Here is a 24,227-nt window from a genome sequence, read left to right as displayed (position 1 = left end):
ATGGCGGTCTCTCTTGATGACAAGCTGGTGGTGGCGATCTCTTCGAGAGCGCTGTTCAACCTCGAGGAAGAGAACCGCATCTTCGAATCGGGCGACGACGCGGGCTACATGAAGCTGCAGCTCGAACGGCTCGACGTGCCCGCGCAACCGGGCATCGCCTATTCGCTGGTGCGCAAGCTCATGCGCTTCAATGACGACGGTCATCAGCGCGTCGAGGTCGTGATCCTGTCGCGCAACGATCCGGTCTCGGGCATGCGGGTGTTCCGCTCGGGCGTGGCCAACGGCATCTCGCTGCAACGGGGCGTGTTCACGCAGGGCCGGCCGCCCTTCGGCTATCTGCGGCCCTTGCGTGCGCACCTGTTTCTTTCAGTCAATGCCGAGGATGTGCGCGAAGCGCTCGTCGCCGGCTTCCCGGCCGCGCGCGTGCTGGTCGAATCGGTGCAGGCCAGCGACGCCTATCCGAACGAAGTGCGCATCGCCTTCGACGGCGATGCCGTGCTGTTCAGCGACGAGGCCGAACGCGTGTTCCAGGCCGAGGGCCTTGACGCGTTCCAGCAGCACGAATCCAGCAAGGCGCTGCTGCCCCTGCCCGAAGGCCCCTTCAAGCCGCTGCTGGCGGCGCTGCACCGGCTGCAGCAGGCCAGCAACCCGGCGATGCGCATCCGCACCGCGCTGGTTACCGCGCGCAGCGCACCGGCGCACGAGCGCGCGATCCGCACGCTGATGAACTGGAACATCAAGGTCGACGAGGCGATGTTCCTCGGCGGCCTGCCCAAGGGCGAGTTCCTGCGCGAGTTCGAGCCCGACTTCTTCTTCGACGACCAGACCGGCCATGTCGACGCGGCCGCGCGCCACGTGCCTTCCGGGCACGTGTCGAGCGGCATCAGCAATCCACGCTAAGTCTTTTCGCGGCCCGTCGCGATCGGCCCTCGGCGAGGCGCTTCAGCCCCGTCTAAGAAAGGGCCCGCTACGATGGCGTCATCACGACCATCCCACGGCGCACCGACCGCGCAAGGCTTCTTCATGCCCACCTCCTCCGAACGCAAGACGACCTTCCTCCAGACGGTGCGCCGCGTCACCGCGCTCACGCTGCCGTATTTCCGCTCCGACCAGAAGTGGAAGGCCCGGGCCATGCTGGCCGGGGTCATCCTGCTCAACCTGGGCTCGGTCTTCATGCTGGTCCAGCTCAACGAGTGGTATCGCGTGTTCTACGACGCGCTGCAAAACCGCAACCTCACGGTCTTCTGGCAGCAGATCTTCAAGTTCAGCTGGCTGGCACTGATCTTCATCATCATCTCGGTCTACAAGTTCTACGTGACGCAGATCATTCAGCTGCGCTGGCGCGTGTGGCTGACCGACCACTACCTCGCGCGCTGGCTCGCGCACAAGGCCTTCTACCGGCTCGAGCTGTCGCGCTTCACGCCGGGCGCCGAAGGTGCGCCGGACAACCCCGACCAGCGGATCCAGGAAGACCTGAACCTCTTCACCAACTACACGGTGACACTGAGCATGGGCATGTTCAACGCGCTGGTGACGCTGGTGAGCTTCGTCGGCATTCTCTGGACCCTGAGCGGCTCGCTCGACTTCGGCGTGCCGGCCTTCCTGGGCGGCGGCCAATGGCACATCGGCGGCTACATGGTCTGGGCCGCGGTGCTGTATTGCGCAGTGGGCAGCGTGATCACCCACTACATCGGCCGGCCCCAGGTCCGGCTCAACTTCCAGCAGCAATTGCTGGAAGCGAACTTCCGGCACCACATGGTGCGCGTGCGCGAATACAGCGAGGCGATCGCGCTCGACGGCGGCGAGACGGTCGAGCGGCGCCAGCTGGACCTCGGCTTCGCGGCCGTGATGCGCAACTACTTCACGCTGATCAAGAGCCAGAAGAACCTCACCTGGTTCAGCAGTTTCTTCGGCCAGGCCGCGGTCATCTTTCCGATGATCGTGGCATCGCCGCGCTACTTCAGCGGCGCCATTCAATTGGGCCAGCTGATGCAGATCAATTCAGCCTTCGGCCGCGTGCAGGATTCGCTCAGCTGGCTGGTCGACAACTACATGTCGATCGCGGTCTGGAAGGCCACGACGGACCGGCTGGCCGGCTTCGAGGAGAGTCTGACGCAGCAGTCGACCGACAACACGCAGCTGGTCACGTCGGCCAGCCCGGACACCCTCGACGCCCGCGGCCTCGATGTTGCATTGCCGGGCGGCCGCATGCTGCTGGCCGGTACCGACCTGCATGTCGCGGCCGGCGACTCGGTGCTGGTCCACGGGCCTTCGGGCAGCGGCAAGTCGAGCCTGTTCCGCAGCCTCGCAGGCATCTGGCCGCATGCGCGCGGACAGGTGGCGATCCCGGCCGACACCATGTTCATTCCGCAGCGGCCCTACTTCCCCGACGGCCGCCTGCGCGACGCACTGGCCTATCCGCAGCCGGCCGACAGCTACGGCGACGACGCCCTGCGACAGGCCTTGCGCGACGCACTGCTGCCGCAGCTCGCCGACCAACTCGACCGCCAGGACGCATGGAGCCAGAAGCTCTCCGGCGGCGAGCAGCAGCGGCTGGCGATCGCGCGGGTGCTGCTCAAGAAGCCGGCGTGGGTGCTGGCCGACGAAGCCACCAGCGCGCTCGACGAGGATGCCGAGGCGACGCTCTATGCGCGCCTGGTCGCACAGGTCACGAAGGCGAAGGGCGCGATCATCTCGATCGCCCATCGCTCGACGCTCGGCGCGCACCACCAGCGCCGCTGGGATCTGCGGCCCAACGCCGAGGGCGCAACGGCCGCCTACCGCATCGAGGCGAGCGGCACCGATGCGCCGGACGCGCAGGGACGCTACCGGCTCACCGCGACGTAACGCTCCCAGCCCCGCGCGCGCAGCTCGCACGCGGGGCAGGTGCCGCAGCCATGGCCCCAGGCGTGGCGGTGCGTGCGGTCGCCCAGGTAGCAGGTGTGCGTGTCCTCGACGATCAGCTCGACCAGCGCATCGCCACCCAATCGATGCGCCATGGCCCAGGTCGCAGCCTTGTCGATCCACATCAGCGGGGTCTCGATGAGGAAGCGGCGTTCCATGCCGAGCGAGAGCGCGAGTTGCATCGCCTTCATCGTGTCGTCGCGGCAGTCGGGATAGCCCGAGAAATCGGTCTCGCAGACGCCGGTGACGATCACCTGCAGGCCACGCCGGTAGGCCAGCGCGGCGGCCAGCGTGAGAAACAGCAGGTTGCGGCCCGGCACGAAGGTGTTGGGCAGGCCGTCGGCCTGGATCTCGAACGCGATGTCCTGCGTCAGCGACGAGGCGCTGATCTGGCCCAGCACGTCGACCGACAGCAGATGGTCATCGCCGAGCCGCGGCGCCCAGCGTGGGAAACGCTCGCGCAGATGGGCAAGCACCGTGGCGCGAACGTCGAGCTCGATGCGATGGCGCTGCCCGTAGTCGAAGCCGATGGTTTCCACGCGCTCGTATTTCTCGAGCGCATCAGCCAGGCAGGTGGCGGAATCCTGGCCGCCGGAGAACAGGACGAGTGCGGTGGTGTGCATGATGCGGACGCGTGTCGGACAAGGACGCGAGTTTGGCACTGCTTGCCGCAACCGCCGATACGATGCGCCGCATGATGACCAGACACCTCGTTGCCTGGACTGCCACGCTTGTCGTGATCAGAGGAAGCGCTCCAGCAGCTTGCGCGACCCGCGGTCCAGCGCCTTCGCATCGGGGATGCGGAACTGCACGCCACTTGCGCTCGCGATCAGCAGCGCGCCGTCGTCCAGCCGCCGGATGTCTTCCTCGGCCTTGAGCACGAAGCGGGTCTCGCCGCGGTCGGTGTTCACGTGCCAGGTGCTGGGCACGCCGAAGCTCGACACCTTGTGCAGCTTCAGCAGCGTCGGCGCGAAGTCGCGTGCGGCGAGGTCCTCGTCGATCAGCGTGCGCGCGGTTTCGGGCAACGCATCGAGGCGGTCGATCCATACCAATTCACGGCCGTCGCCGCCGACCAGCGAAATGCCGTCGGCCGGCGCGGTGAGCGGAAAGGCGCGCACCGGCACCACGCCTTCGTGGCGCAGGCCCTCGGCATCGATCAGCACCAGCCGGCCGAAGGCATCGCGCTCCAGGTTGAAATCGTTCATGCGTTCCCCGCCGGATGGGCCGCATGGCCGCCGAGCGCCATCGCCACGGAAGCACGCTCGTCGGCGGCGCCCGGGCTTTCGTCGTCGTTCTGCCTGAGCTGCGCCTGGTAGAGCCGCCAGTAGGCGCCCTGCCTTTCCATCAACGCATCGTGCGGCCCGACCTCGACGATCTCGCCGCGGTCCATCACCACCAGCCGGTCGGCCTTGCGCAGGGTCGACAGGCGGTGCGCGATCGCGATCGTGGTGCGGCCCTGCACCAGGTTGTCGAGCGCCTTCTGGATTTCCTTCTCGGTCTCCGTGTCGACTGCCGAGGTGGCTTCGTCGAGGATCAGGATGCGCGGATCGATCAGGAGCGCGCGCGCGATGCTGATGCGCTGCCGCTCGCCGCCCGACAGGCCCTGGCCGCGCTCGCCGACCAGCGAGTCGTAGCCGTGCGCGAGACGCAGGATGAAGTCGTGCGCATGCGCGGCGCGCGCCGCGGCCACGACTTCCTCGCGCGTGGCCTCGGGCTTGCCATAGGCGATGTTCTGCGCAATGGTGCCGAAGAAGAGAAAAGGCTCCTGCAGCACCAGGCCGACATGGCGCCGGTAGTCGGCGACGGCAAAGCGGCGGATGTCGGTGCCGTCGACCTTGATGGCACCGTCGGTCACGTCGTAGAAGCGGCAGATCAGGTTGACCAGCGTGCTCTTGCCCGAGCCGCTGTGGCCGACCAGCCCGATCATCTCGCCCGGCTCGATCACGAGGTCGAGGTCGCGGATCACCGCGCGGCTGCCGTAGCGAAAGCCCACATCGCTCATCTCGATGCGGCCCTGCACGCGCTCGACCTTCACCGGGTTGGCGGGCTCGGGCACGTTGCTCACATGGTCGAGGATGTCGAAGATGCGCTTGGCGCCGGCCGCGGCCTTCTGCGTGACCGAGACGATGCGGCTCATCGAATCGAGCCGCGTGTAGAAGCGGCCGATGTAGGCGATGAAGGCCGTCAGCACACCGACCGTGATGCGCCCGCGCGCCACCTGCCAGATGCCGAAGCCCCAGACCACCAGGAGGCCGATCTCGGTCAGGAGCGACACGCTGGGCGTGAACAGCGACCAGGTCTTGTTGAGCTTGTCGTTGACCTGCAGGTTGTAGGCGTTGGCGGCATGGAAGCGGCGCGCCTCGCGCTGCTCCTGGGCGAAGGCCTTGACCACGCGGATGCCGGGGATGGTGTCGGCCAGCACGTTGGTCACCTCGCTCCACACGCGATCGATCTTCTCGAAGCCGGTGCGCAGCCGGTCGCGCACCACGTGGATCATCCAGGCGATGAAGGGCAGCGGCACCAGCGTCACGACGGCCAGGAGCGGATTGATCGAGAACAGGATCACCGCCGTCATCGCGATCATCAGCACGTCGGTGAGGAAGTCGAGCGCGTGCAACGAAAGGAAAACGTTGATGCGATCCGTCTCCGATCCGATGCGCGACATCAGGTCGCCGGTGCGCTTGCCACCGAAGTAGTCGAGCGGCAAGGTGAGCAGGTGTTCGTAAGTGGTGGTGCGCAGGTCGGCGCCGATGCGCTCGGAGACCAGCGCCAGCAGGTAGGTTCGCGCCCAGCCCAGCGCCCAGCCCGTGAGCGCCGCGGCCAGCAGCGCGCCGAGGAACATCACCACCTTGGCGACCGCGATCTTCTGCCCGTTCTGGAACGGGATCAGGATGTCGTCCATCAGCGGAATCGTGAGATAGGGCGGCACCAGGGTGGCGGCGGTGGAGGCCAGCGTGAGCAGGAAGCCTGCGATCAACTGCTTGCGATAGGGCTTGGCGAAGCGCGCCAGGCGCAGCAGCACCCAGGTCGAGGGCGGAGCCTGCATCTCGGGTTCGGGCGGCAGGCCGTCGTCGACTTCGGCCGCTGCGGCTGTCGCCTGGGCGACGCCGGCCGCGCGCTGGTCGAACAGCTTCTGCAATCGCAGTGCGGCGGCCTGATGGGCCAGCGTGTAGCGCCAGCGGGCCAGCCGACCGCGGGTATCTACCAAGTCGAGCGTGCCGACGCCCGCGTGATCGGCGAACTGCAGCGCCAGCCCGCCCGGATCTCCCAGGGGCCACTCGCGCCAGGCGCCGTCGGCGTCGCGCGCCAGCAGGCGACGATCGGTCAACGCCAACTGACCGGATGCAAACCGAAGTTCCCCATCGAGGTCAACCGGCAGGCTCGCCAAAACGTTTTCCGCGGCTACGAGCCGGCTTTTCAGAGCGTCTGAAGCCCCTCCTCCTTCGCCCTCCGGGGTGCCGACTGGATCGTGATGTTGCATTGTGTTTCTGTACTTCAGGGCCGTCGATGGGCTCTTCATGGCGCTCCTCGGGCGCCGATTCTGACCGATGACCATGGGCGCGCTTGAAGGCGACACCGTGCTCGGCCAAAGCACATCGAACGTTTCCATGTCCCGTTTCGACGACATCCGACTCCTGCGCGTCAACTATTTGCGCGGCCCCAATCTCTGGACCTACCGCCCCGTGCTGGAAGTCTGGCTCGATCTGGGCGCGCTCGAAGACCATCCCTCCAACAAGATCGACGGCTTCACCGACCGCCTGACCACGCTGCTGCCGGCGCTGATCGAGCACCACTGCGGCGTCGGCGAGCGCGGCGGCTTCATCCAGCGCCTGACCGAGGGCACCTGGTCGGGCCACGTGCTGGAGCACGTCGTGATCGAGCTGCTCAACCTCGCCGGCATGCCCACCGGCTTCGGCCAGACGCGCAGTACCTCCCAGCAGGGCGTCTACCGCATGGTGTTCCGCGCGCGCGACGAGCAGGTGGCCCGCGTCGCGCTCACCGAGGGCCATCGCCTCTTGATGGCAGCGATCAACAACGATCCCTTCGACGCCACCGATGTCCAGCGCGCCGTCGATGCCGTCAAGCGCAAGGTCGAGGACTGCTACCTCGGCCCGAGCACCGCCTGCATCGTGAGCGCGGCCACCGACCGCGGCATTCCGCACATGCGGCTCAACAGCGGCAACCTGGTCCAGCTCGGCTACGGCGCCAACCAGCAACGCATCTGGACCGCCGAAACCGACTACACCAGCGCGATCGGCGAATCGATCGCCAGCGACAAGGAGCTCACCAAGTCGCTGCTGGCCAGCTGCGGCGTGCCGGTGCCCGAAGGCCAGGTGGTGGCCAGCGCCGAGGAAGCCTGGGGCGCCGCCGAGGACATCGGCCTGCCGGTGGCCGTCAAGCCCTCGGACGCCAACCACGGCCGCGGCGTCTCGCTCGAACTGCACACGCGCGACGAAGTGCTGGCCGCCTTCGCGGTCGCCGAACCCGAAGGCAGCGACGTGATGGTCGAGCGCTTCATCCGCGGCCACGAGCACCGCCTGCTGGTGGTCGGCGGCCAGGTGGTCGCCGCCGCGCGCGGCGAGATCATCACCGTGACCGGCGACGGCAGCGCGACCGTGGCGCAGCTGATCGACAGCCAGCTCAACAGCGATCCGCGCCGCGGCGTCGAAGAGGAATTCCCGCTCGACTTCATCGACGTCGCGACCGACGCCAAGCTGCAGCTCGAACTCAAGCGACAGGATCTCGATGCCGCCGCGGTGCCTGCCACCGGCCGCGTGGTCACGATCCAGCGCAACGGCAACATGGCGATCGACTGCACCGACCAGGTCCACCCCGAGGTCGCGCATGCGGCCGTGCTGGCGGCGCGCGTGGTCGGGCTCGACATCGCGGGCGTCGATCTGGTGGCGCAGGACATCGGCCGGCCGCTGGCGCCGCAGGGCGGCGCGATCGTCGAAGTCAACGCCGGTCCCGGCTTGCTGATGCACCTGAAGCCGGCCGTCGGTTCGCCGCGCCCGGTGGGCCGCGCGATCTGCGACCACCTCTTTCCGGACGATGCGCCCGGGCGCATTCCGGTCGTCGGCGTGGCCGGCTCGCGCGATACCGCCGTGCTCGCGCGCCTGGTCGCATGGCTGATCGGCCTCGGCGGCCGCCACACCGGCCTGGCCTGCCGCGACGGCCTGTTCCTCGAACGCCGCCGCGTCGATGCGCGCGACAGCGCCAGCTGGGAAGCCGGCCATCGCCTGCTGGTGAACCGTGCGGTGCAGGCGGTGGTGATCGAGAACGGCGCCGAAACCATCCTGCGCGACGGCCTGGCCTACGACCGCTGCGCGGTCGGCATCGTGACCGACCTGGAAGGCGCCGAGGCGCTGGCCGAATTCGACATCGCCGAAAGCGACCAGCTGGTGAAGGTGCTGCGCACCCAGGTCGACGTGGTGCTGCCCGACGGCACCGCGGTGCTCAACGCCGCCGACCCGCGCGTGGCCGGGCTCGCGCCGCTGTGCGATGGCGACGTGATCCTCTATGCCGTCGACCCGCAGGCCGAAGCCGTGGGCAAGCATCAAAGCGCGGGCGGCAAGGCCGTGCTGGTGCGGCAGGACCGCGTGGTGCTCGCCAACGGCAGCAGCGAATCCTTCCTGCCCGGCCTCGGCCGCCTGACGATCTGGCGCGCGACGCACGCCGGTGTCAGCCTCGAAAGCCTTCTTGCCGCCGTCGCGGCAGGCTGGGCACTCGGCATCCCGCTGAACCTGATCGGCGCCGGCGTCGAAGCCTTCGAAGCCGACCTGCATGCGGCACTCGCCTCGCTGCAGCTGTCGCAGACCCTGCTCGCGCCCGAACAACAACTCAACTGACCGGCGCAGCGCTCGCCGGCACCCACGCCATGGAAGTCACCCGCATTCGCGCCTTGCGCGGCCCCAATCTCTGGAGCCGCCACACCTGCATCGAGGCCGTCGTGGCCTGCCATGGCGACGAGAACGCGATCGAGCGGCTGCCCGGTTTCGAGGCCCGGCTGCGCGCGCTGTTCCCGACCATCGGCGAGCTGCATCCGATCGTGCTGGGCCAGCCGCTCGCGCTCGCGCACGTGCTCGAGAACGCGGTCGTCGCGCTGCAGTCGCAGGCCGGATGCGCCGCGAGCTTCGGCCATACCTCGCGCACGGTCGAGGAAGGCGTCTACCAGGTCACGATGCAGTACTGCGAGGAAGCCGTCGGCCGGCGTGCGGTCGAGCTGGGCAAGCAACTGATCGATGCCGCGCTGGCCGGCACCGACTTCGATGCGGCCGCGGCCATCACCGAACTGCGCGAACTCGACGAGTCCGAGCGCCTCGGCCCGAGCACCGGCTCGATCGTCGACGCCGCCGTCGCGCGCGGCATTCCCTACCGGCGCCTCACGCGCGGCAGCCTGGTGCAGTTCGGCTGGGGCTCCAAGCAGCGCCGCATCCAGGCCGCCGAGGTCGACAGCACCAGCGGCGTGGCCGAGGCGATCGCGCAGGACAAGGAACTCACCAAGCAGTTGCTCAACGCGGCCGGCGTGCCGGTGCCGCTGGGGCGTCCGGTCAAGGATGCGCAGGACGGCTGGGCCGCGGCGCTCGAGATCGGCCTGCCGGTGGTCGTGAAGCCGCAGGACGGCAACCAGGGCAAGGGCGTCACCGTCAACATCACGACGCGCGAACAGCTCTTCGCGGCCCACGATTCGGCCGCGGCGTATGGCGAGGTGATGGTCGAGCGCTTCCTGCCCGGCTTCGACTTCCGCCTGCTGGTGGTGGGCGACCGGCTGGTCGCCGCCGCGCGCCGCGACCCGCCGCAGGTGATCGGCGACGGCCGCAACAGCGTGCGCCAACTGGTGGATGCGGTCAACCAGGACCCGCGGCGCGGCGAAGGCCATGCGACCTCGCTGACCAAGATCCGGCTCGACGACATCGCGATCGGCCGCCTCGAATCGCAAGGCCTCGCGCCCGACAGCGTGCCTGCGCGCGGCCAGCGCGTGGTGCTGCGCAACAACGCCAACCTCTCGACCGGCGGCACCGCGACCGACGTGACCGACACGGTCCATCCCGAGGTCGCGGCGCGCGCGGTCGATGCGGCGCAGATGGTCGGGCTGCACATCTGCGGCGTCGACATGGTCTGCGAGAACGTGCTGCGCCCGCTCGAAGAGCAGCACGGCGGCGTGGTCGAGGTCAACGCCGCGCCCGGGCTGCGCATGCACATCTCGCCCTCCTTCGGCCGCGGCCGCGCGGTCGGCGAAGCGGTGATGGACACGCTCTTCGCGCACGGCGACGACGGCCGCATCCCGACGGTCGCGGTCACCGGCACCAACGGCAAGACCACCACCGCGCGGCTGATCAACCACCTGCTCGCCTCCAGCGGCCTGCGCACCGGCATGACCAACACCGACGGCGTCTGGGTCGATGGCCGGCAGACCGACAGCGGCGACTGCAGCGGCCCGAAGAGCGCGCGCAACGTGCTGCTGCATCCGGACGTCGATGCCGCGGTGTTCGAGGTCGCGCGCGGCGGCGTGCTGCGCGAGGGCCTCGGCTTCGACCGCTGCCAGGTGGCGGTGGTGACCAACATCGGCAGCGGCGACCATCTCGGCCTGAACTACATCACCACCGTCGAGGACCTCGCGGTGCTCAAGCGCGTGGTGGTGCGCAACGTGGCGCCCGGCGGCTATGCGGTGCTCAACGCCGCCGACCCGAACGTGGCCGCGATGGCGGTCAGCTGTCCCGGCAACGTCATCTTCTTCGCGGCCGACCGCCAGCATCCGGTGATGGCCACGCACCGCGCGCAGGGCAAGCGCACCGTGTACGTCGACCAGGACACGCTGGTCGCGGCCGAAGGCTCGTGGCGCGAGCGCATTCCGCTGCGCGACGCGCAGATCACGCGCAACGGCACCATCGGCTTCCAGGTCGACAACGTGATGGCCTCGGTGGCTGCCGCCTGGGCCGTGGGCCTCGACTGGGACACCATCCGCAGCGGCCTGGCGAGCTTCATGAACGACGCCGCCGGCGTGCCCGGCCGCTTCAACGTGATGGACTACCGCGGCGCCACCGTGATCGCCGACTACGGCCACAACACCGACGCGATGCGCGCGCTGGTGGCCGCGGTCGACACCATGCCGGCGAAGAAGCGCTCGGTGGTGATCAGCGGCGCCGGCGACCGGCGCGACTGCGACATCCGCGACCAGACCGCCATCCTCGGCCAGGCCTTCGACGACGTGATCCTCTACCAGGACGCGGCGCAGCGCGGCCGTGCCGACGGCGAAGTCATGGCGCTGCTTCGGCAAGGTCTCGAAGGCGCGCAGCGCACGCGCGCCATCGACGAGATCCGCGGCGAGTTCATCGCCATCGACACCGCGCTCGACCGGCTGCGGCCGGGTGACCTGTCGCTGATCCTGGTCGACCAGGTCGAGGAAGCGCTCGCGCACCTCGCCCGCCGCATCGCCGCGGGCTGAACTGCTGCGCAGCGCGCGGCCTTGTCCGGCAAGGCCGGCATGCCGCGCGCGACAGTCCGGCGCCCGATGAGCTCCTGTCAGCCTGACGGACATGTCCCACACGAATCTCCGTCTCCACGCCAAGCCAAGCGCCCCTGATGTCCCACAACCCGGGTGGCCGGGCCGCCGCCACACTGCGGCATCCCTGGCGCGTGGCGCCGCACATCAAGGAGTGATCCCATGAAAGCAACCCTTCGTTCGAGCCTGGCTGTCCTGTTCGCCGCGGCCGGCCTCGCCAGTGCCGCGCCCGGCTTCGCGGCCGAGCCATTGCGCGGACCGGGTTCCGACGCCCGCATGCAGCGCGAGCGCGCCGTCTGCGACGGCATCCAGCAGGACCGCGCCGCCTGCCTGCGCGAAGCCGGCGCGGCTCGCGAGGCCGCACGGCGCGGCGGGCTCGTCAGTGCGTCGCCGCAGACCTACGAACAGAACGCCCTGGCGCGATGCACCCTGCAGCAGACGGCCGACGACCGCGCCGCCTGCGAAGCCCGCGTGCGCGGCACCGGAAGGACGGAAATCGAAGGCAGCGTGATGGGCGGCGGCCTGATCCGCGAGACCGTCACACCGATCTCCGCACCGATGCAGCAGGCACGACCGATGCAGCAGCCGATGCCGATGCAGGCGCAACCGATGCAACCGATGCAACCGACGCAGCCCATGCAGCCCATGCAGCCCATGCGCCCCATGCAGTGAGTGTCCGGCAGGGCAAACCTATGCCCTACTTTGTCACGCGCCTGTCATAAAGCGTGGCGCGGCGCTGGCTATAGTCATGGGCCTGTCTGAACCGAGGAAAAGCTCCCATGAATGCCATCAAGGTCGCGCGCCGATTCATTGAAACGGACCCGACCAACGAGTCGGCCCAGGTTCTCGCCCGGCTCGTGCTCGCCCTCGAATCCGAGCGCAGCTTCGAACTGGTCACGCTGTACACGCTCGACTACAAGAGCTTCCAGCTCGCCATGGACATCCTGCGGGAGTGGCGCCTCGACCGCTACTACGCGAGCAAGTCCAAGCTGTTCGATCTGTCGATGCAGGTCAGCGAACTCGATTGAGGAACGCGCAGCGACGTGCGCGCACGGCACCGTGATCGAATTCGAACTCAAGTTCCAGGTCGATCCGCGGTACCGCAAGCCGCTCGAAGCGGCGGTTGCCCGCGGACGCTCGCAGCGCACGCGGCTGCGCGCCCATTATTTCGACACGGCGGACGGCGCGCTGGCGGCCGCGCATGTGGTCCTGCGGCTGCGGCGCGAAGGCAATACCTGGGTTCAGACCGCCAAGGCGCCATTGGACGGCCCGCTGCAGCGCCACGAGCACAACGTCGAGATCCCGACCGAGCGCGCCAGCGACCAGCCCGTGCCGTCGGCGCTGCGGCATGCCGGCACGCCGGTCGGCGACCGCATTGACCGCGCCTTGCGCAAGGCGGGCCACGATGCAGCCCATGCCGAACTGGTCCCGCTCTACGGCACCGACGTCTGGCGTACCACGCGCGAGATGCGCACCGGCGACGCGCTGCTCGAACTCGCCTTCGACCGCGGCGAGGTGCAGGCCGGCGAGCGCTCGCATCCGGTGCGCGAACTCGAGATCGAACTCAAGCGCGGCAGTCCGCAGGCGCTGCTCGAACTCGCGCGGCGCTGGCGCAACCGCTACGGGCTCTGGCTCGACACGGTGTCCAAGTCGCAGCGTGCGCAGCAGCTGTCGCGCGGCGCCGCGCACGGCGAACCGGTTCACGCCGCCGCACCGCAATTCGATGGCGAACCCGGTGGCGAGGAACTGTTCCGCGCCGTGCTGAACAGCTGCCTGACACAGATTCTTCCCAACGCCAGCGAGGTCGCAGCGGGCAGCCCGGACGCCGAGCATGTGCACCAACTGCGCATCGGCATCCGGCGCCTGCGCACCGCGCTGCGCGAGATGGCCGCGTTCGCACCCGGCCTCGATCCGTCGTGCGAACCGGTGCTGGCGGACACCTTCCGTGCGCTCGGCCGGCAGCGTGACCGCGAACGCCTGCTGCAGATCGTGCAACCGCTGGTCGAGGCGGCGGGCGGCCCCTCGATCACGTGGCCCGAGCTACCCGATGGCATGGCCCTCGAGGCGCGCGAGGTGGTGCGCGCTGCGCCCTTCCAGAATGCGCTGATGGGCCTGATCGAAGCCGCCTTGCCGCCCGCCGCGCCGTCGGCGCAGCACGGCAGTCCGGTGCGCAAGCTGCTGCGCGAACGCCTCTCGAAGCTGCACCGGCAGGTGGTGCGCGATGGCCGGCGCTTCGAGGCGCTCTCGGCGCTCGAACAGCACCGCGTGCGCAAGCGGCTCAAGCGCCTGCGCTACCTGGGTGAGTTCGTCGCGCCGCTGTTCGGACAGCGCAAGGCACGGCGCTACCTCGAGGATCTGCACCCGGCCCAGGACGCATTGGGCAATCACAACGACAACGCCGTGGCCATCGCCGCCTACCGCGACGCGGCCGCGCAGGACGGCCGCGCATGGTTCGCCGCCGGCTGGCTGGCCGCGCGCCAGCCCGCGAGCGCACAGGCCTGCGGCGAGGCACTGGCCAAGATCGCGCAGGCGCACCGCTTCTGGACCGGCAAGGACTGAGCGGGCGAAGCCTTCAGCGGCCCCAGCGCAGCACCAGCGGATCGAGCCGGCGCGCGGTCTCGATCAGTCCCGCGCGCGTGTCCGGATGCAGCGCCGGCAGCGGATGGCGCGGCGCTTCGCAATCGATCACTCCGCCCTCCTTCATCAAGGCCTTGCAGGCCAGCAGCCCGGCTTGGCGGTTCTCGTAGTTGATCAGCGGCAGCCATTGCTGGTAGCGCGCGAAAGCCTCTTCGCGCCGGCCTGCGAGATGGTCCATGAGGATCGGCCGGAGGCCATCGGCATAGGCACCCCCGGTCATCGAGCCGGTGGCGCCGGCATCGAGGTCGGGCATCAGCGTGATGGCTTCCTCGCCGTCCCACGGACCTTCGATCGCGTCGCCGCCCAGGCGGATCAGCTCGCGGATCTTCGCGGCCGCGCCGGCAGTCTCGATCTTGAAGTACGCCAGGTGCTCGATCTCCCGCGCCATCCGCGCGAGGAAGGGCGCCGACAGCACGGTGCCGCTGGCCGGCGCGTCCTGCACCATGATCGGTATGTCGACCGCATCGGACAGCTGTGCATAGAAGTCGAAGATCTGCGGCTCGGGCACGCGGAAGGTGGCGCCATGGTAGGGCGGCATCACCATCAGCATGGCCGCGCCCATCGCCTGCGCGCGCAGGCTGCGCTCGATGCAGACACGGGTTGCGAAGTGGGTGGTGGTGACGATCACCGGCACGCGGCCGGCGACGTGTTCGAGCACGGTGCGGGTCAGCAGCTCGCGTTCGTCGTCCGACAGCACGAACTGCTCGGAGAAGTTGGCGAGGATGCAGATGCCGTCCGAGCCCGCGTCGATCATGAAATCGATGCAGCGCCTCTGGCTGGCGAGGTCGAGTTCACCGCGCTCGGTGAAGGGGGTCGGCGCGACCGGAAAAATGCCGCGGTAGCGGGGCAGGGTCGAAGAGGTCATCGTGAAAGTCCGGGTCGATGGATCAATGCGAATGGCGTGGCACGGCCGCACCGCGGCAGCCGACCAGGAAGTCGAAGTCGCAGCCTTCGTCAGCCTGCAGCACATGCTCGACATACAAGCGCCGATAGCCGCCGCCACCGAGCGGCGCCATGTCGGCCTGCAACGCAGCCAGCCGCGCCCTCAGTTCGTCGTCGCCGATGTCCAGGTGCAGGCGGCCCTGCTCGCAATCGAGCTCGATCCAGTCGCCGTCGCGCACCGCGGCCAGCGGACCGCCGTCGGCCGCCTCGGGCGCCACGTGCAGCACCACCGTGCCGTAGGCGGTGCCGCTCATGCGCGCATCCGAGATGCGCACCATGTCCTTGATGCCCTGGCGCAGCAGCTTCGGCGGCAGGCCCATGTTGCCGACCTCGGCCATGCCGGGATAGCCCTTGGGACCGCAGTTCTTCATCACCAGCACGGAGCCGGCGTCGACCTCGAGCGCTTCGTCGACGATGCGTTCCTTGTAATGCTCGAAGTTCTCGAACACCACCGCGCGGCCGCGGTGCCGCAGCAATTCGGGCGACGCGGCCGAGGGCTTGAGCACCGCGCCGCGCGGCGCGAGATTGCCGCGCAGGATGCAGATGCCGCCGTCCTCGATGAGCGGATTGTCGAGCTGGCGGATCACCTCGTCGTTGTGGCTGGGCGCGTTGCGCACGTTGTCCCACAGCGACTGCCCGTTGACCGTGAGCGCATCGGGATGCGGCAGCAGGCCATGCTCGCCGAGGCGGCGCAGCACGGCAGGCAGGCCGCCCGCGTAATAGAACTCCTCCATCAGGAAACGGCCCGAGGGCATCAGGTCGACCAGCGTCGGCGTGCCGCGGCCGATGCGGGTCCAGTCCTCGAGTTCGAGCGGCACGCCGATGCGGCCCGCGATCGCCTTCAGATGGATCACCGCATTGGTCGAGCCGCCGATCGCGGCGTTGGTTCGGATCGCGTTCTCGAAGGCCGCGCGCGTGAGGATCTTCGACAGCACCAGCCCTTCGCGCGCCATCTCGACGATGCGCATGCCCGACATCTGCGCCAGCACGTAGCGCCGCGCATCGACCGCCGGAATGGCTGCGTTGTGCGGCAGCGAGGCGCCCAGCGCCTCGGCCATGCAGGCCATGGTGGACGCGGTGCCCATGGTGTTGCAGGTGCCCGCCGAACGCGACATGCCCGCCTCCGCCGAGAGGAACTGGTGGACGTCGATTTCGCCCGCCTTCATCGCTTCGTGCAGCTGCCACACGGCCGTGCCCGAGCCGATGTCGCGGCCTTCGAGCTTGCCGTTGAGCATCGGCCCGCCGGTGACGACGATGGTCGGCACGTCGCAGCTCGCGGCGCCCATCAGCAGTGCCGGCGTGGTCTTGTCGCAGCCGGTGAGCAGCACCACGGCGTCGATCGGATTGCCGCGGATCGCCTCCTCGACATCCATGCTCGCGAGGTTGCGCGTGAGCATCGCGGTCGGCCGCAGGTTCGATTCGCCGTTGGAGAAGACCGGGAACTCGACCGGGAAGCCGCCGGCCTCGGAGACGCCGCGCTTGACGTGCTCGGCGATCTTGCGAAAGTGCGCGTTGCAGGGCGTGAGCTCCGACCAGGTGTTACAGATGCCGATGATCGGCCGACCGTCGAACTCGTGATCGGGCACGCCCTGGTTCTTCATCCAGCTGCGGTACATGAAGCCGTTCTTGTCGGCCGCACCGAACCATTCGGTGGAGCGCAGCTTCTTCTTCGCGGTATCGGGCATGCGTGGACTTTTCTGTGAAAGGAAGAGGAGCGGCCGACCTCAGCCGCGCCGCGCGCTGCGCGCGGTGAACAGCCGTTGCAAGAGGCAGAAGACGAAGAGCAAGGCACCGACCACGATGCGCGTCCACCACGAACTCAGCGTGCCGTCGAAAGAGATGAGCGTCTGGATGATGCCCAGCATCAGCACGCCGAACAGCGTGCCGATCACGTAGCCGACGCCGCCGCTGAGCAGCGTGCCGCCGATCACCACGGCCGCGATCGCATCGAGCTCGAGGCCGACCGCGTGCAGGCCGTAGCCCGACAGCATGTAGAAGGTAAACACCACGCCGCCCAGCGCCGAGCAGAAGCCCGAGAGCGTGTAGACGCCGACGACGGTGCTGCGCACCGGCAGTCCCATCAGCAGCGCCGACTGCTCGCTGCCGCCGATCGCATAGACGGTGCGGCCGAAGGGTGTGCAATGCGCAATGAACACACCGAGCGCAACCACGACCAGTGCGATCAGCGCAGACAGCGAGATGGACGCATCGCCCCACACCGGCAGCCGCCACTGCGAGAGCGCCGAGTAGGTCTCGTCGGTGATGCTGATCGAATCGATGCTGATCAGATAGCACAGGCCGCGCGCGAGGAACATGCCGGCCAGCGTCACGATGAAGGGCTGCAGCCGGAAGCGCTCGATCAGCACGCCCATGAAGGCGCCGAACAGCGTGCCCATCGCCAGCACCAGCGGGATCACGATCGCCGGACTCCAACCCTGCTTCTCGACCAATGCGGCCGAGACCATCGTGGTCAGCGCGATCACCGAACCCACCGACAGATCGATGCCGCCCGACAGGATCACGAAGGTCATGCCGACCGCGACGATGCACAGAAAGGCGTTGTCGATCAGCAGGTTCAGGAAGACCTGCAGCGAGAAGAAGCCGTCGTAGCGCACCGAGCCCAGCGTGCCCATCAGCACGAACAGCGAGATGGTGGCGGCCAGCGGCAGGTGCCTGGGATTGAGGCGCACGCGTGCAGGCCGGGGCGCCCTCGCAGGCGCGGCGGTTGCTGTGGGACGCGAGATCAGTGCACTCATGGCTTCAAAGCCCCGCGCACCGGCCGCTGCACCAGCACGCGCAGGCTGGCGCGGAACTCGGCCGACTGCACCAGCATGACCGCGAACACCACGACGGCCTTCACCACCAGGTTGATCTCGGGCGGCACGCCCAGCGAGTAGATCGCGTAGGTCAGCGTCTGGATGATCAGGGCGCCGATCACGCTGCCGACCAGGCTGAAGCGCCCGCCCGTGAGCAGCGTGCCGCCGAGCGTGACCGCGAGGATCGCATCCAGTTCCAGCAGCTGCCCCGCGTTGTTGCCGTCGGCGCTCTTGACGTTGGAGCTGATCAGGAGACCTGCCACGCCGGCGCAGAAGCCGCAGAACATGTAGGCACTGAGGATGATGCGGCGCGCCCGCACGCCGGCCACGTGTGCCGCACTCGGGTTGATGCCCACGGCCTGGATGAAGAGGCCAAGCGCGCTGCGCGTGATCGCGAGATAGAGCAGCACGAACACCAGCGCCGCGACATAGACCGAGAACGGCAGCCCGAACAGATAGCCGCTGCCGATGAAGAAGAAGGGCTTGTAGTAGATGGTGATGATCTGCCCGCCCGTGATCAGCTGCGCAATGCCGCGCCCCGCCACCATCAGGATCAGCGTCGCGATGATCGGCTGCATGCCGACGCGCGCCACCAGGAGGCCGTTCCACAGGCCGCAGACCAGGGCCGCTCCGAGCGCCGCGACGATTGCCATCCACATCGGGAAGCGGCTGACCTCGGCCGCGGCGCCGTTGCTCACGACCAGCGACCCGCCGATCATCCAGGCCGCGAGCGCCGCCGCGATCGCGACCACCGCGCCGACCGAGATGTCGATGCCGCGTGTCGCGATCACCAGCGTCATGCCGAGCGACACCAGCACCAGCGGCGCCGCGCGGTTGAGGATGTCGATCAGGCTGCCATACAGATGGCCGCCGCGCCATTCCAGGTGCAGGAAGTTCGTGTTGAAGGCGGCGTTGACCGCCAGCAGCACAAGCAGCGTGACGATCGGCCATGCAAGCCGGTGGCGGAACATTCGCGCGATGGTCTCGATGAGCGATGCGTTCATGATTCCGCCGCGATCAGTTCGTAGACGGCATCTTCATCGCTACCCGCCGGCAGCTCGCCCACCTTGCGCCGTTCGCGCAGCACCGCGATGCGGTGCGAGATCCGTACCACCTCGTTCATCTCCGACGAGATGAAAAGCACCGCCATGCCGCCGCGCGCCAGGCGCAGGATCTCGTCCATGATTTCCTGCTTGGCCGCGACGTCGATGCCGCGCGTCGGCTCGTCGAGGATCAGCAGGCGCGGCTCGGTCGCCAGCCAGCGCGCGAGCAGCGCCTTCTGCTGGTTGCCGCCCGAGAGCAGGCCGATGGGCGTGTCGACGCTGGCCGTCTTGATGCCCAGCGCCTTGACGAAGCGCTCGGCCAGTGCGGTCTGCTCGGCGCGTGACAGCGTGTTGCGCACGCCGCGCCGCGCCTGCAGCGCCAGCGCGATGTTCTCGCGCAGCGACAGCTCGGCCACGATGCCGTCGGTCTTGCGCTCCTCGGGGCACAGCGCCAAGCCGTGTCGCACCGCATCGGCCGGGTTCGCGAACGTGACCGCGACGCCGTCCACGCTGAGGCTGCCGCAATCGGGCGCGGCCAGGCCGAACAGCAGGCGCGCGAGTTCGGTACGGCCCGAACCCAGCAGGCCCGCGAGGCCCACCACCTCACCCGGGCGCACGCGCAGGTCGACCGGCTGCAGCTGGCCGGCCTGCCCGATCGCCTGGGCCTCGAGCACCGGCCGCGCGGCTTCGTCGATGACGGGCAATTGCGCATGGCCAGTGGCCTGTGCCGCGAGTTCGCGACCGACCATGGCCGAGATCAGCGCCTGCGGCGGCAGATCGGCCGCGGCCCATTCGCCGACCCAGCCGCCATTGCGCAGCACCGTGATGCGGTCCGACACCGCATAGACCTGGTTCAGGAAATGCGTGACGAACAGGATCGCGAGGCCTTCGCCGCGCAGCCGGCGCAGCACGGCGAACAGACTCTTGACCTCGTCGTCGTCCAGGCTCGAGGTCGGCTCGTCGAGGATCAGCACCGTCGACGACAAGCCGAGCGCGCGCGCGATCGCGACCATCTGCTGCACTGCCACCGAATAGCTCGACAGCAGCTGCGTGACGTCGATATCGACCTCCAGCCGCGCCAGCAGCGCGCGCGCATCGCGGCGCGCCTTCGCCCAGTCGATGCGAAAGCCCTGCGCCGGGCCGCAGCGCGGATAGCGGCCCGAGAAGATGTTCTCGGCCACTGACAGGTTCGGGCACAGGTTGACTTCCTGATAGACCGTGCTGATGCCCAGGCGCTGCGCCTCCAGCGGCGAGGCCGGCCGGATCGCGCGGCCCGCCAGCCGCATCTCGCCGCTGTCGGCGGTGTAGACGCCGGTGAGCACCTTGATCAAAGTCGACTTGCCCGCGCCGTTCTGCCCCATCAGCGCATGGATCTCGCCCGGCCGCAGCGCGAGCGCCACGTCGCGCAGCGCAGGCACGCCGTTGAACTGCTTGTGGATGCCGGTCAGCGACAGCACCGGCGCCTGCGAAAAAGCGGGTGCTTCGGTCATGTTTTATTTTTGTTGTAGACGTCGATGAAGACCGCGGCCAGCAGCACCAGCCCCTTGATAACCTGCTGGTAGTCGATGCCGATGCCGAGGATCGACATGCCGTTGTTCATCACGCCCATCACGAAGGCGCCGATCACCGCGCCCATCACCTTGCCGACACCCCCCGAGGCCGAGGCGCCGCCGATGAAGCAGGCCGCGATCACGTCGAGCTCGAAGCCCAGGCCCGCCTTGGGTGTCGCGGTGTTGAGCCGCGCCGCGAACACCAGGCCCGCCAGCGCGGCCAGCACGCCCATGTTGACGAAAGTAAGGAAGGCCAGCCGCTGCGTCTTGATGCCCGACAGCCGCGCCGCCTTCTCGTTGCCGCCGAGCGCGTAGATGCGCCGGCCGACCGTGGTGCGGTTGGTGACGAAGTCGTAGGCGACGATCAGCACCGCCATCACGATCAGCACATTGGGCAGGCCCTTGTAGGTCGCGAGCAGGTAGCAGAGCAGCACGATGATCGCGGCGAAGAACAGGTTCTTGCCGAGGAAGAAGGCATAGGGCTCCTGCGCCATGCCGTACTGCGCGAGCTTGGCGCGGCCGCGCAGCTTGAAGAAGACCAGCGCTGCGGCGGCCGCCACGCCCAGCAACAGCGAGGTGGTGCGCAGGCTTTCGCCGCCCAGCACGTCGGGCACGAAGCCCGAACTCAGCTTCTGGAACACCTCGGGGAACGGCCCGACCGACTGCCCTGCCAGCAAGGCCAGCGTGAGCCCCTTGAACACCAGCATGCCGGCCAGCGTGACGATGAAGGACGGGATGCGAAAGAACGCCACGAACCAGCCCTGCGCCGCGCCGACCAGCCCGCCCGCGATCAGGCAGACGATGCAGGCCGGCACGAAATTCCAGTCGTACTCCACCATCAGCACCGCGGCCAGCGCGCCGATGAACCCGGCCACCGAGCCCACCGACAGGTCGATGTGGCCGGCCACGATCACCAGCAGCATGCCGAGCGCCATGATCACGATGTAGCTGTTCTGCAGCAGCAGGTTGGTGAGATTGAGCGGCCGCATCAGCGTGCCGTCGGTCAGCACCTGGAACAGCACCATGATCGCGACCAGCGAGATCAGCATGCCGTATTCGCGCAGGTTGTTCTTGAGGAAGCCCGCGTGCTCGGCAGCGGCCGCGGCGGCGGCAGCAGGCGTTGCGATCGGTGGGGCCGGCTTCACGGCGGCTTCGGGTTCACGCTGCATGGACAGAACTCCCCGAGGCGACGATGACGCGCATGATCTTTTCCTGCGATGCTTGTGCCGCCGGAAACTCGGCCACGAAGCGCCCTTCGTTCATCACGTAGATGCGGTCGCACATCCCGAGCAGTTCGGGCAGTTCGGAAGAGATCATGAGAATTCCCTTGCCTTCGCTCGCGAGCTGGTCGATGAGCGTGTAGATCTCGTACTTGGCGCCGACATCGATGCCGCGCGTCGGCTCGTCGAGCATGAGCAGTTCGGGCCGCGCGAACAGCCACTTGCCCAGCACCACCTTCTGCTGATTGCCGCCCGACAGATTGACCACCTGCTGCTGCACGCCGGCGGAACGGATGTTGAGCATGCGCCGGTAGTCCTGGGCGACCTTGAACTCGCGGCCCTCGTCGATCACGCCGCCGTCGGACACCGCGGCGAGGTTGGCCAATGTCACGTTCTTGCGGATGTCCTCGTCCAGCAGCAGGCCCAGGCTCTTGCGGTCCTCGGTGACGTAGGCGATGCCGTGGTCGATGGCGCGGCGGATGGTCGAGACGTCGACCTCCTTGCCGTGCATCCACACCGAGCCGCTGATGCACTGGCCCCAGGCGCGGCCGAACACGCTCATCGCGAACTCGGTGCGGCCGGCGCCCATCAGGCCGGCGATGCCGACGATCTCGCCGCGCCGCACATGCAGATTCACGCCCTTGATCGTCTCGCGATCGGCGTGCTGCGCATGGTGCACGCGCCAGTCGCGCACCTCGAACACGGTCTCGCCGATCTTCGGCGTGCGCTGCGGATAGCGGTGCGCCATGTCGCGGCCCACCATGCCGCGGATGATGCGGTCCTCGCTGACGCCTTCGCCGCGGCAGTCCATGGTCTCCACCGTCGCGCCGTCGCGCAGCACGGTGATCGAGTCGGCCACCTTGGCGATCTCGTTGAGCTTGTGCGAGATCAGGATCGAGGCGATGCCCTGCGCCTTGAGTTCGAGCAAGAGCGCCAGCAGCGCGTCGCTGTCGCTCTCGTTGAGGCTCGCGGTCGGCTCGTCGAGAATCAGGAGCTTGACCTCCTTCGACAGTGCTTTCGCGATCTCGACCAGCTGCTGCTTGCCGACACCCAGGTGCGTGACCAGCGCCGTCGGCGGCTCGCGCAGCCCGACCTTGGCCAGCAGCGCGCGCGTCTTCGCATAGGCGGCGAACCAGTCGATCACGCCGCCCTTGGCCGTCTCGTTGCCGAGGAAGATGTTCTCGGCGATCGAGAGCAGCGGCACCAGCGCCAGCTCCTGGTGGATGATGATGATGCCGATCTTCTCGCTGTCGGCGATGCCCTTGAAGCGGCGCAGCTCGCCCTCGAAATGGATCTCGCCCGCATAGGAGTCGCAGGGGTAGACGCCGCTCAGCACCTTCATCAGCGTGGACTTGCCGGCGCCGTTCTCGCCGACCACCGCGTGGATCTCGCCGGCGCGCACCGCGAGGTTGACGTTGTCCAGCGCGTTCACGCCGGGGAAGGTCTTGGTGATGCCGCGCATCTCCAGAATGACGTCCTGCACCCTGTCTCCTTCTATTTGAACTGGCTGTCCTTGTAGTAGCCGCTGTCGACCAGCACCTGCTTCCAGTTCGAGGCATCGACGCTCACCGGCTTGAGCAGGTACGAGGGCACGATCTTGACGCCGTTGTTGTAGGTCTTGGTGTCGTTCACCTCGGGCTGCTTGCCGGCCAGCATCGCGTCCACCATGTTCACCGTGACCTTGGCGAGTTCGCGCGTGTCCTTGAACACGGTCGAAGTCTGCTCCTTCTTCAGGATCGACTTGATCGACGGCACTTCGGCATCCTGCCCGGTCACCACCGGCATCGGCTGCTGCGGCGAGCCGTAGCCTACGCCTTTCAACGACGAGATGATGCCGATCGACAGCCCGTCATAGGGCGACAGCACGGCATCGACGTGGTCCTTGGTGTAGTAGGCCGACAGCAGGTTGTCCATGCGCGCCTGCGCCACCGCGCCGTCCCAGCGCAGGGTCGAGACCTTGTCCATGCCCATCTGCTTGCTGCGCACCACCAGCTTGCCGCTGTCGAGATAGGGCTTCAACACCGACATCGCGCCGTTGTAGAAGAAGAAGGCGTTGTTGTCGTCCGGCGATCCGCCGAACAGCTCGATGTTGAACGGGCCCTTGCCTTCCTTGAGCTTGAGCGCGTTCTCGATGTAGCCGGCCTGCAGCACGCCGACCTGGAAGTTGTCGAAGGTGGCGTAGTAGTCGACGTTCTTCGAGCCCCTGATCAGCCGGTCGTAGGCGATCACCTTGACGCCCTTGTCGGCCGCCTTCTGCAGCACGTCCGACAGGGTGGTGCCGTCGATGGCGGCGATCACCAGCACCTTCGAGCCCTTGGTCACCATGTTCTCGATCTGGGCCAGTTGGTTGGGGATGTCGTCGTCGGCGTACTGCAGGTCGGTTTTGTAGCCCTTGGCCTGGAAGTCCTTGACCATGTTGGCGCCGTCGGCGATCCAGCGCGCCGACGACTTGGTCGGCATCGAGATGGCGATGAGACCCTTGTCCTGGGCCTGGGCCGGCGGCGCGAGGCCGATCAGCGCGAACGCGGCGCCAGCGAGCAGGGTCTTGAGGAAGTTGCGTTTCATTGAAGAGTCTCCGTTGTATTCAGTTCCAGGAACACCGCGGATCCGGC

18 protein-coding genes are annotated in these 24,227 nt (G+C 68.2%); 7 read left to right on the top strand and 11 right to left on the bottom strand.

The window, feature by feature from the left end:
- Window positions 1-900, top strand: a complete 900-nt coding sequence (locus E5P2_RS05195; protein WP_162566092.1) for a 5'-nucleotidase — start codon at window positions 1-3, stop codon at window positions 898-900.
- A 123-nt stretch (window positions 901-1,023) separates the two neighbouring features.
- Window positions 1,024-2,847, top strand: a complete 1,824-nt coding sequence (locus tag E5P2_RS05190) for an ABC transporter ATP-binding protein/permease (RefSeq protein ID WP_162566091.1) — start codon at window positions 1,024-1,026, stop codon at window positions 2,845-2,847.
- Here the strand turns inward: E5P2_RS05190 and queC are convergent.
- From queC to E5P2_RS05175, 3 genes are all read right to left on the bottom strand, one after another.
- Window positions 2,826-3,527: a 7-cyano-7-deazaguanine synthase QueC gene (gene queC, locus E5P2_RS05185; RefSeq protein WP_162566090.1), complete on the bottom strand. Its 702-nt coding sequence runs from the start codon at window positions 3,525-3,527 to the stop codon at window positions 2,826-2,828. The genes E5P2_RS05190 and queC overlap by 22 nt on opposite strands.
- A gap of 117 nt (window positions 3,528-3,644) precedes the next feature.
- The gene (locus E5P2_RS05180; RefSeq protein WP_162566089.1) at window positions 3,645-4,109 is read right to left on the bottom strand and encodes a cyanophycin metabolism-associated DUF1854 family protein; all 465 of its coding nucleotides are present in this window, start codon (window positions 4,107-4,109) and stop codon (window positions 3,645-3,647) included.
- Window positions 4,106-6,385: a cyanophycin metabolism-associated ABC transporter gene (locus E5P2_RS05175; protein WP_162566088.1), complete on the bottom strand. Its 2,280-nt coding sequence runs from the start codon at window positions 6,383-6,385 to the stop codon at window positions 4,106-4,108. The genes E5P2_RS05180 and E5P2_RS05175 overlap by 4 nt, the downstream gene beginning before the upstream one ends.
- Window positions 6,386-6,512: 127 nt before the next feature.
- Between E5P2_RS05175 and E5P2_RS05170 the strand changes: the two genes are divergently transcribed.
- The 5 genes from E5P2_RS05170 to E5P2_RS05150 all read left to right on the top strand — a co-directional run bounded on the left by E5P2_RS05170 (window position 6,513) and on the right by E5P2_RS05150 (window position 13,966).
- Window positions 6,513-8,753: a cyanophycin synthetase gene (locus E5P2_RS05170; RefSeq protein WP_232080584.1), complete on the top strand. Its 2,241-nt coding sequence runs from the start codon at window positions 6,513-6,515 to the stop codon at window positions 8,751-8,753.
- A 29-nt stretch (window positions 8,754-8,782) separates the two neighbouring features.
- Complete coding sequence (gene cphA, locus E5P2_RS05165) at window positions 8,783-11,350, top strand: cyanophycin synthetase (RefSeq protein ID WP_162566086.1); 2,568 nt, start codon at window positions 8,783-8,785, stop codon at window positions 11,348-11,350.
- Window positions 11,351-11,569: 219 nt separating this feature from the next.
- Window positions 11,570-12,079: a hypothetical protein gene (locus E5P2_RS05160; protein WP_162566085.1), complete on the top strand. Its 510-nt coding sequence runs from the start codon at window positions 11,570-11,572 to the stop codon at window positions 12,077-12,079.
- Between the two features lie 107 nt (window positions 12,080-12,186).
- Window positions 12,187-12,435, top strand: coding sequence for a hypothetical protein (locus tag E5P2_RS05155; protein ID WP_162566084.1), 249 nt, complete (start codon window positions 12,187-12,189; stop codon window positions 12,433-12,435).
- A gap of 31 nt (window positions 12,436-12,466) precedes the next feature.
- Window positions 12,467-13,966, top strand: coding sequence for a CYTH and CHAD domain-containing protein (locus E5P2_RS05150; RefSeq protein ID WP_232080583.1), 1,500 nt, complete (start codon window positions 12,467-12,469; stop codon window positions 13,964-13,966).
- Window positions 13,967-13,979: 13 nt separating this feature from the next.
- Here E5P2_RS05150 and E5P2_RS05145 read toward each other — a convergent pair whose 3' ends face one another.
- Genes E5P2_RS05145 through chvE form a run of 8 tightly spaced genes read right to left on the bottom strand, consistent with a single transcriptional unit; the run spans window position 13,980 to window position 24,180 of the window.
- A complete protein-coding gene (locus E5P2_RS05145) occupies window positions 13,980-14,909 on the bottom strand; it encodes a dihydrodipicolinate synthase family protein (RefSeq protein WP_162566083.1) in 930 nt (309 codons plus the stop codon).
- 22 nt (window positions 14,910-14,931) lie between these two features.
- Window positions 14,932-16,671: an IlvD/Edd family dehydratase gene (locus tag E5P2_RS05140; RefSeq protein WP_162566082.1), complete on the bottom strand. Its 1,740-nt coding sequence runs from the start codon at window positions 16,669-16,671 to the stop codon at window positions 14,932-14,934.
- 39 nt (window positions 16,672-16,710) lie between these two features.
- Window positions 16,711-17,742, bottom strand: coding sequence for a galactofuranose ABC transporter, permease protein YjfF (yjfF, locus tag E5P2_RS05135; RefSeq protein WP_162566081.1), 1,032 nt, complete (start codon window positions 17,740-17,742; stop codon window positions 16,711-16,713).
- Entirely contained in the window at window positions 17,739-18,806 is a 1,068-nt protein-coding gene (locus E5P2_RS05130) for an ABC transporter permease (protein ID WP_162566080.1), read from the bottom strand. The genes yjfF and E5P2_RS05130 overlap by 4 nt, the downstream gene beginning before the upstream one ends.
- Window positions 18,803-20,335: a sugar ABC transporter ATP-binding protein gene (locus E5P2_RS05125; protein ID WP_162566079.1), complete on the bottom strand. Its 1,533-nt coding sequence runs from the start codon at window positions 20,333-20,335 to the stop codon at window positions 18,803-18,805. Before E5P2_RS05125 ends, E5P2_RS05130 begins: the two co-directional genes overlap by 4 nt.
- Window positions 20,332-21,564, bottom strand: a complete 1,233-nt coding sequence (mmsB, locus tag E5P2_RS05120; protein ID WP_162566078.1) for a multiple monosaccharide ABC transporter permease — start codon at window positions 21,562-21,564, stop codon at window positions 20,332-20,334. Before mmsB ends, E5P2_RS05125 begins: the two co-directional genes overlap by 4 nt.
- Window positions 21,554-23,077 (bottom strand): multiple monosaccharide ABC transporter ATP-binding protein, encoded by a 1,524-nt coding sequence (gene mmsA / locus E5P2_RS05115; protein WP_162570341.1) that lies wholly within the window; start codon window positions 23,075-23,077, stop codon window positions 21,554-21,556. The genes mmsB and mmsA overlap by 11 nt, the downstream gene beginning before the upstream one ends.
- A gap of 32 nt (window positions 23,078-23,109) precedes the next feature.
- Complete coding sequence (gene chvE, locus E5P2_RS05110; protein WP_162566077.1) at window positions 23,110-24,180, bottom strand: multiple monosaccharide ABC transporter substrate-binding protein; 1,071 nt, start codon at window positions 24,178-24,180, stop codon at window positions 23,110-23,112.
- Between the last annotated feature and the right edge of the window lie 47 nt (window positions 24,181-24,227).

This window comes from Variovorax sp. SRS16, from assembly GCF_901827165.1.
Lineage (GTDB): Bacteria > Pseudomonadota > Gammaproteobacteria > Burkholderiales > Burkholderiaceae_C > Variovorax.
The sequence above is the reverse complement of the archived record's forward strand: the minus strand, read 5'-3'. Positions and strand labels throughout refer to the sequence as shown.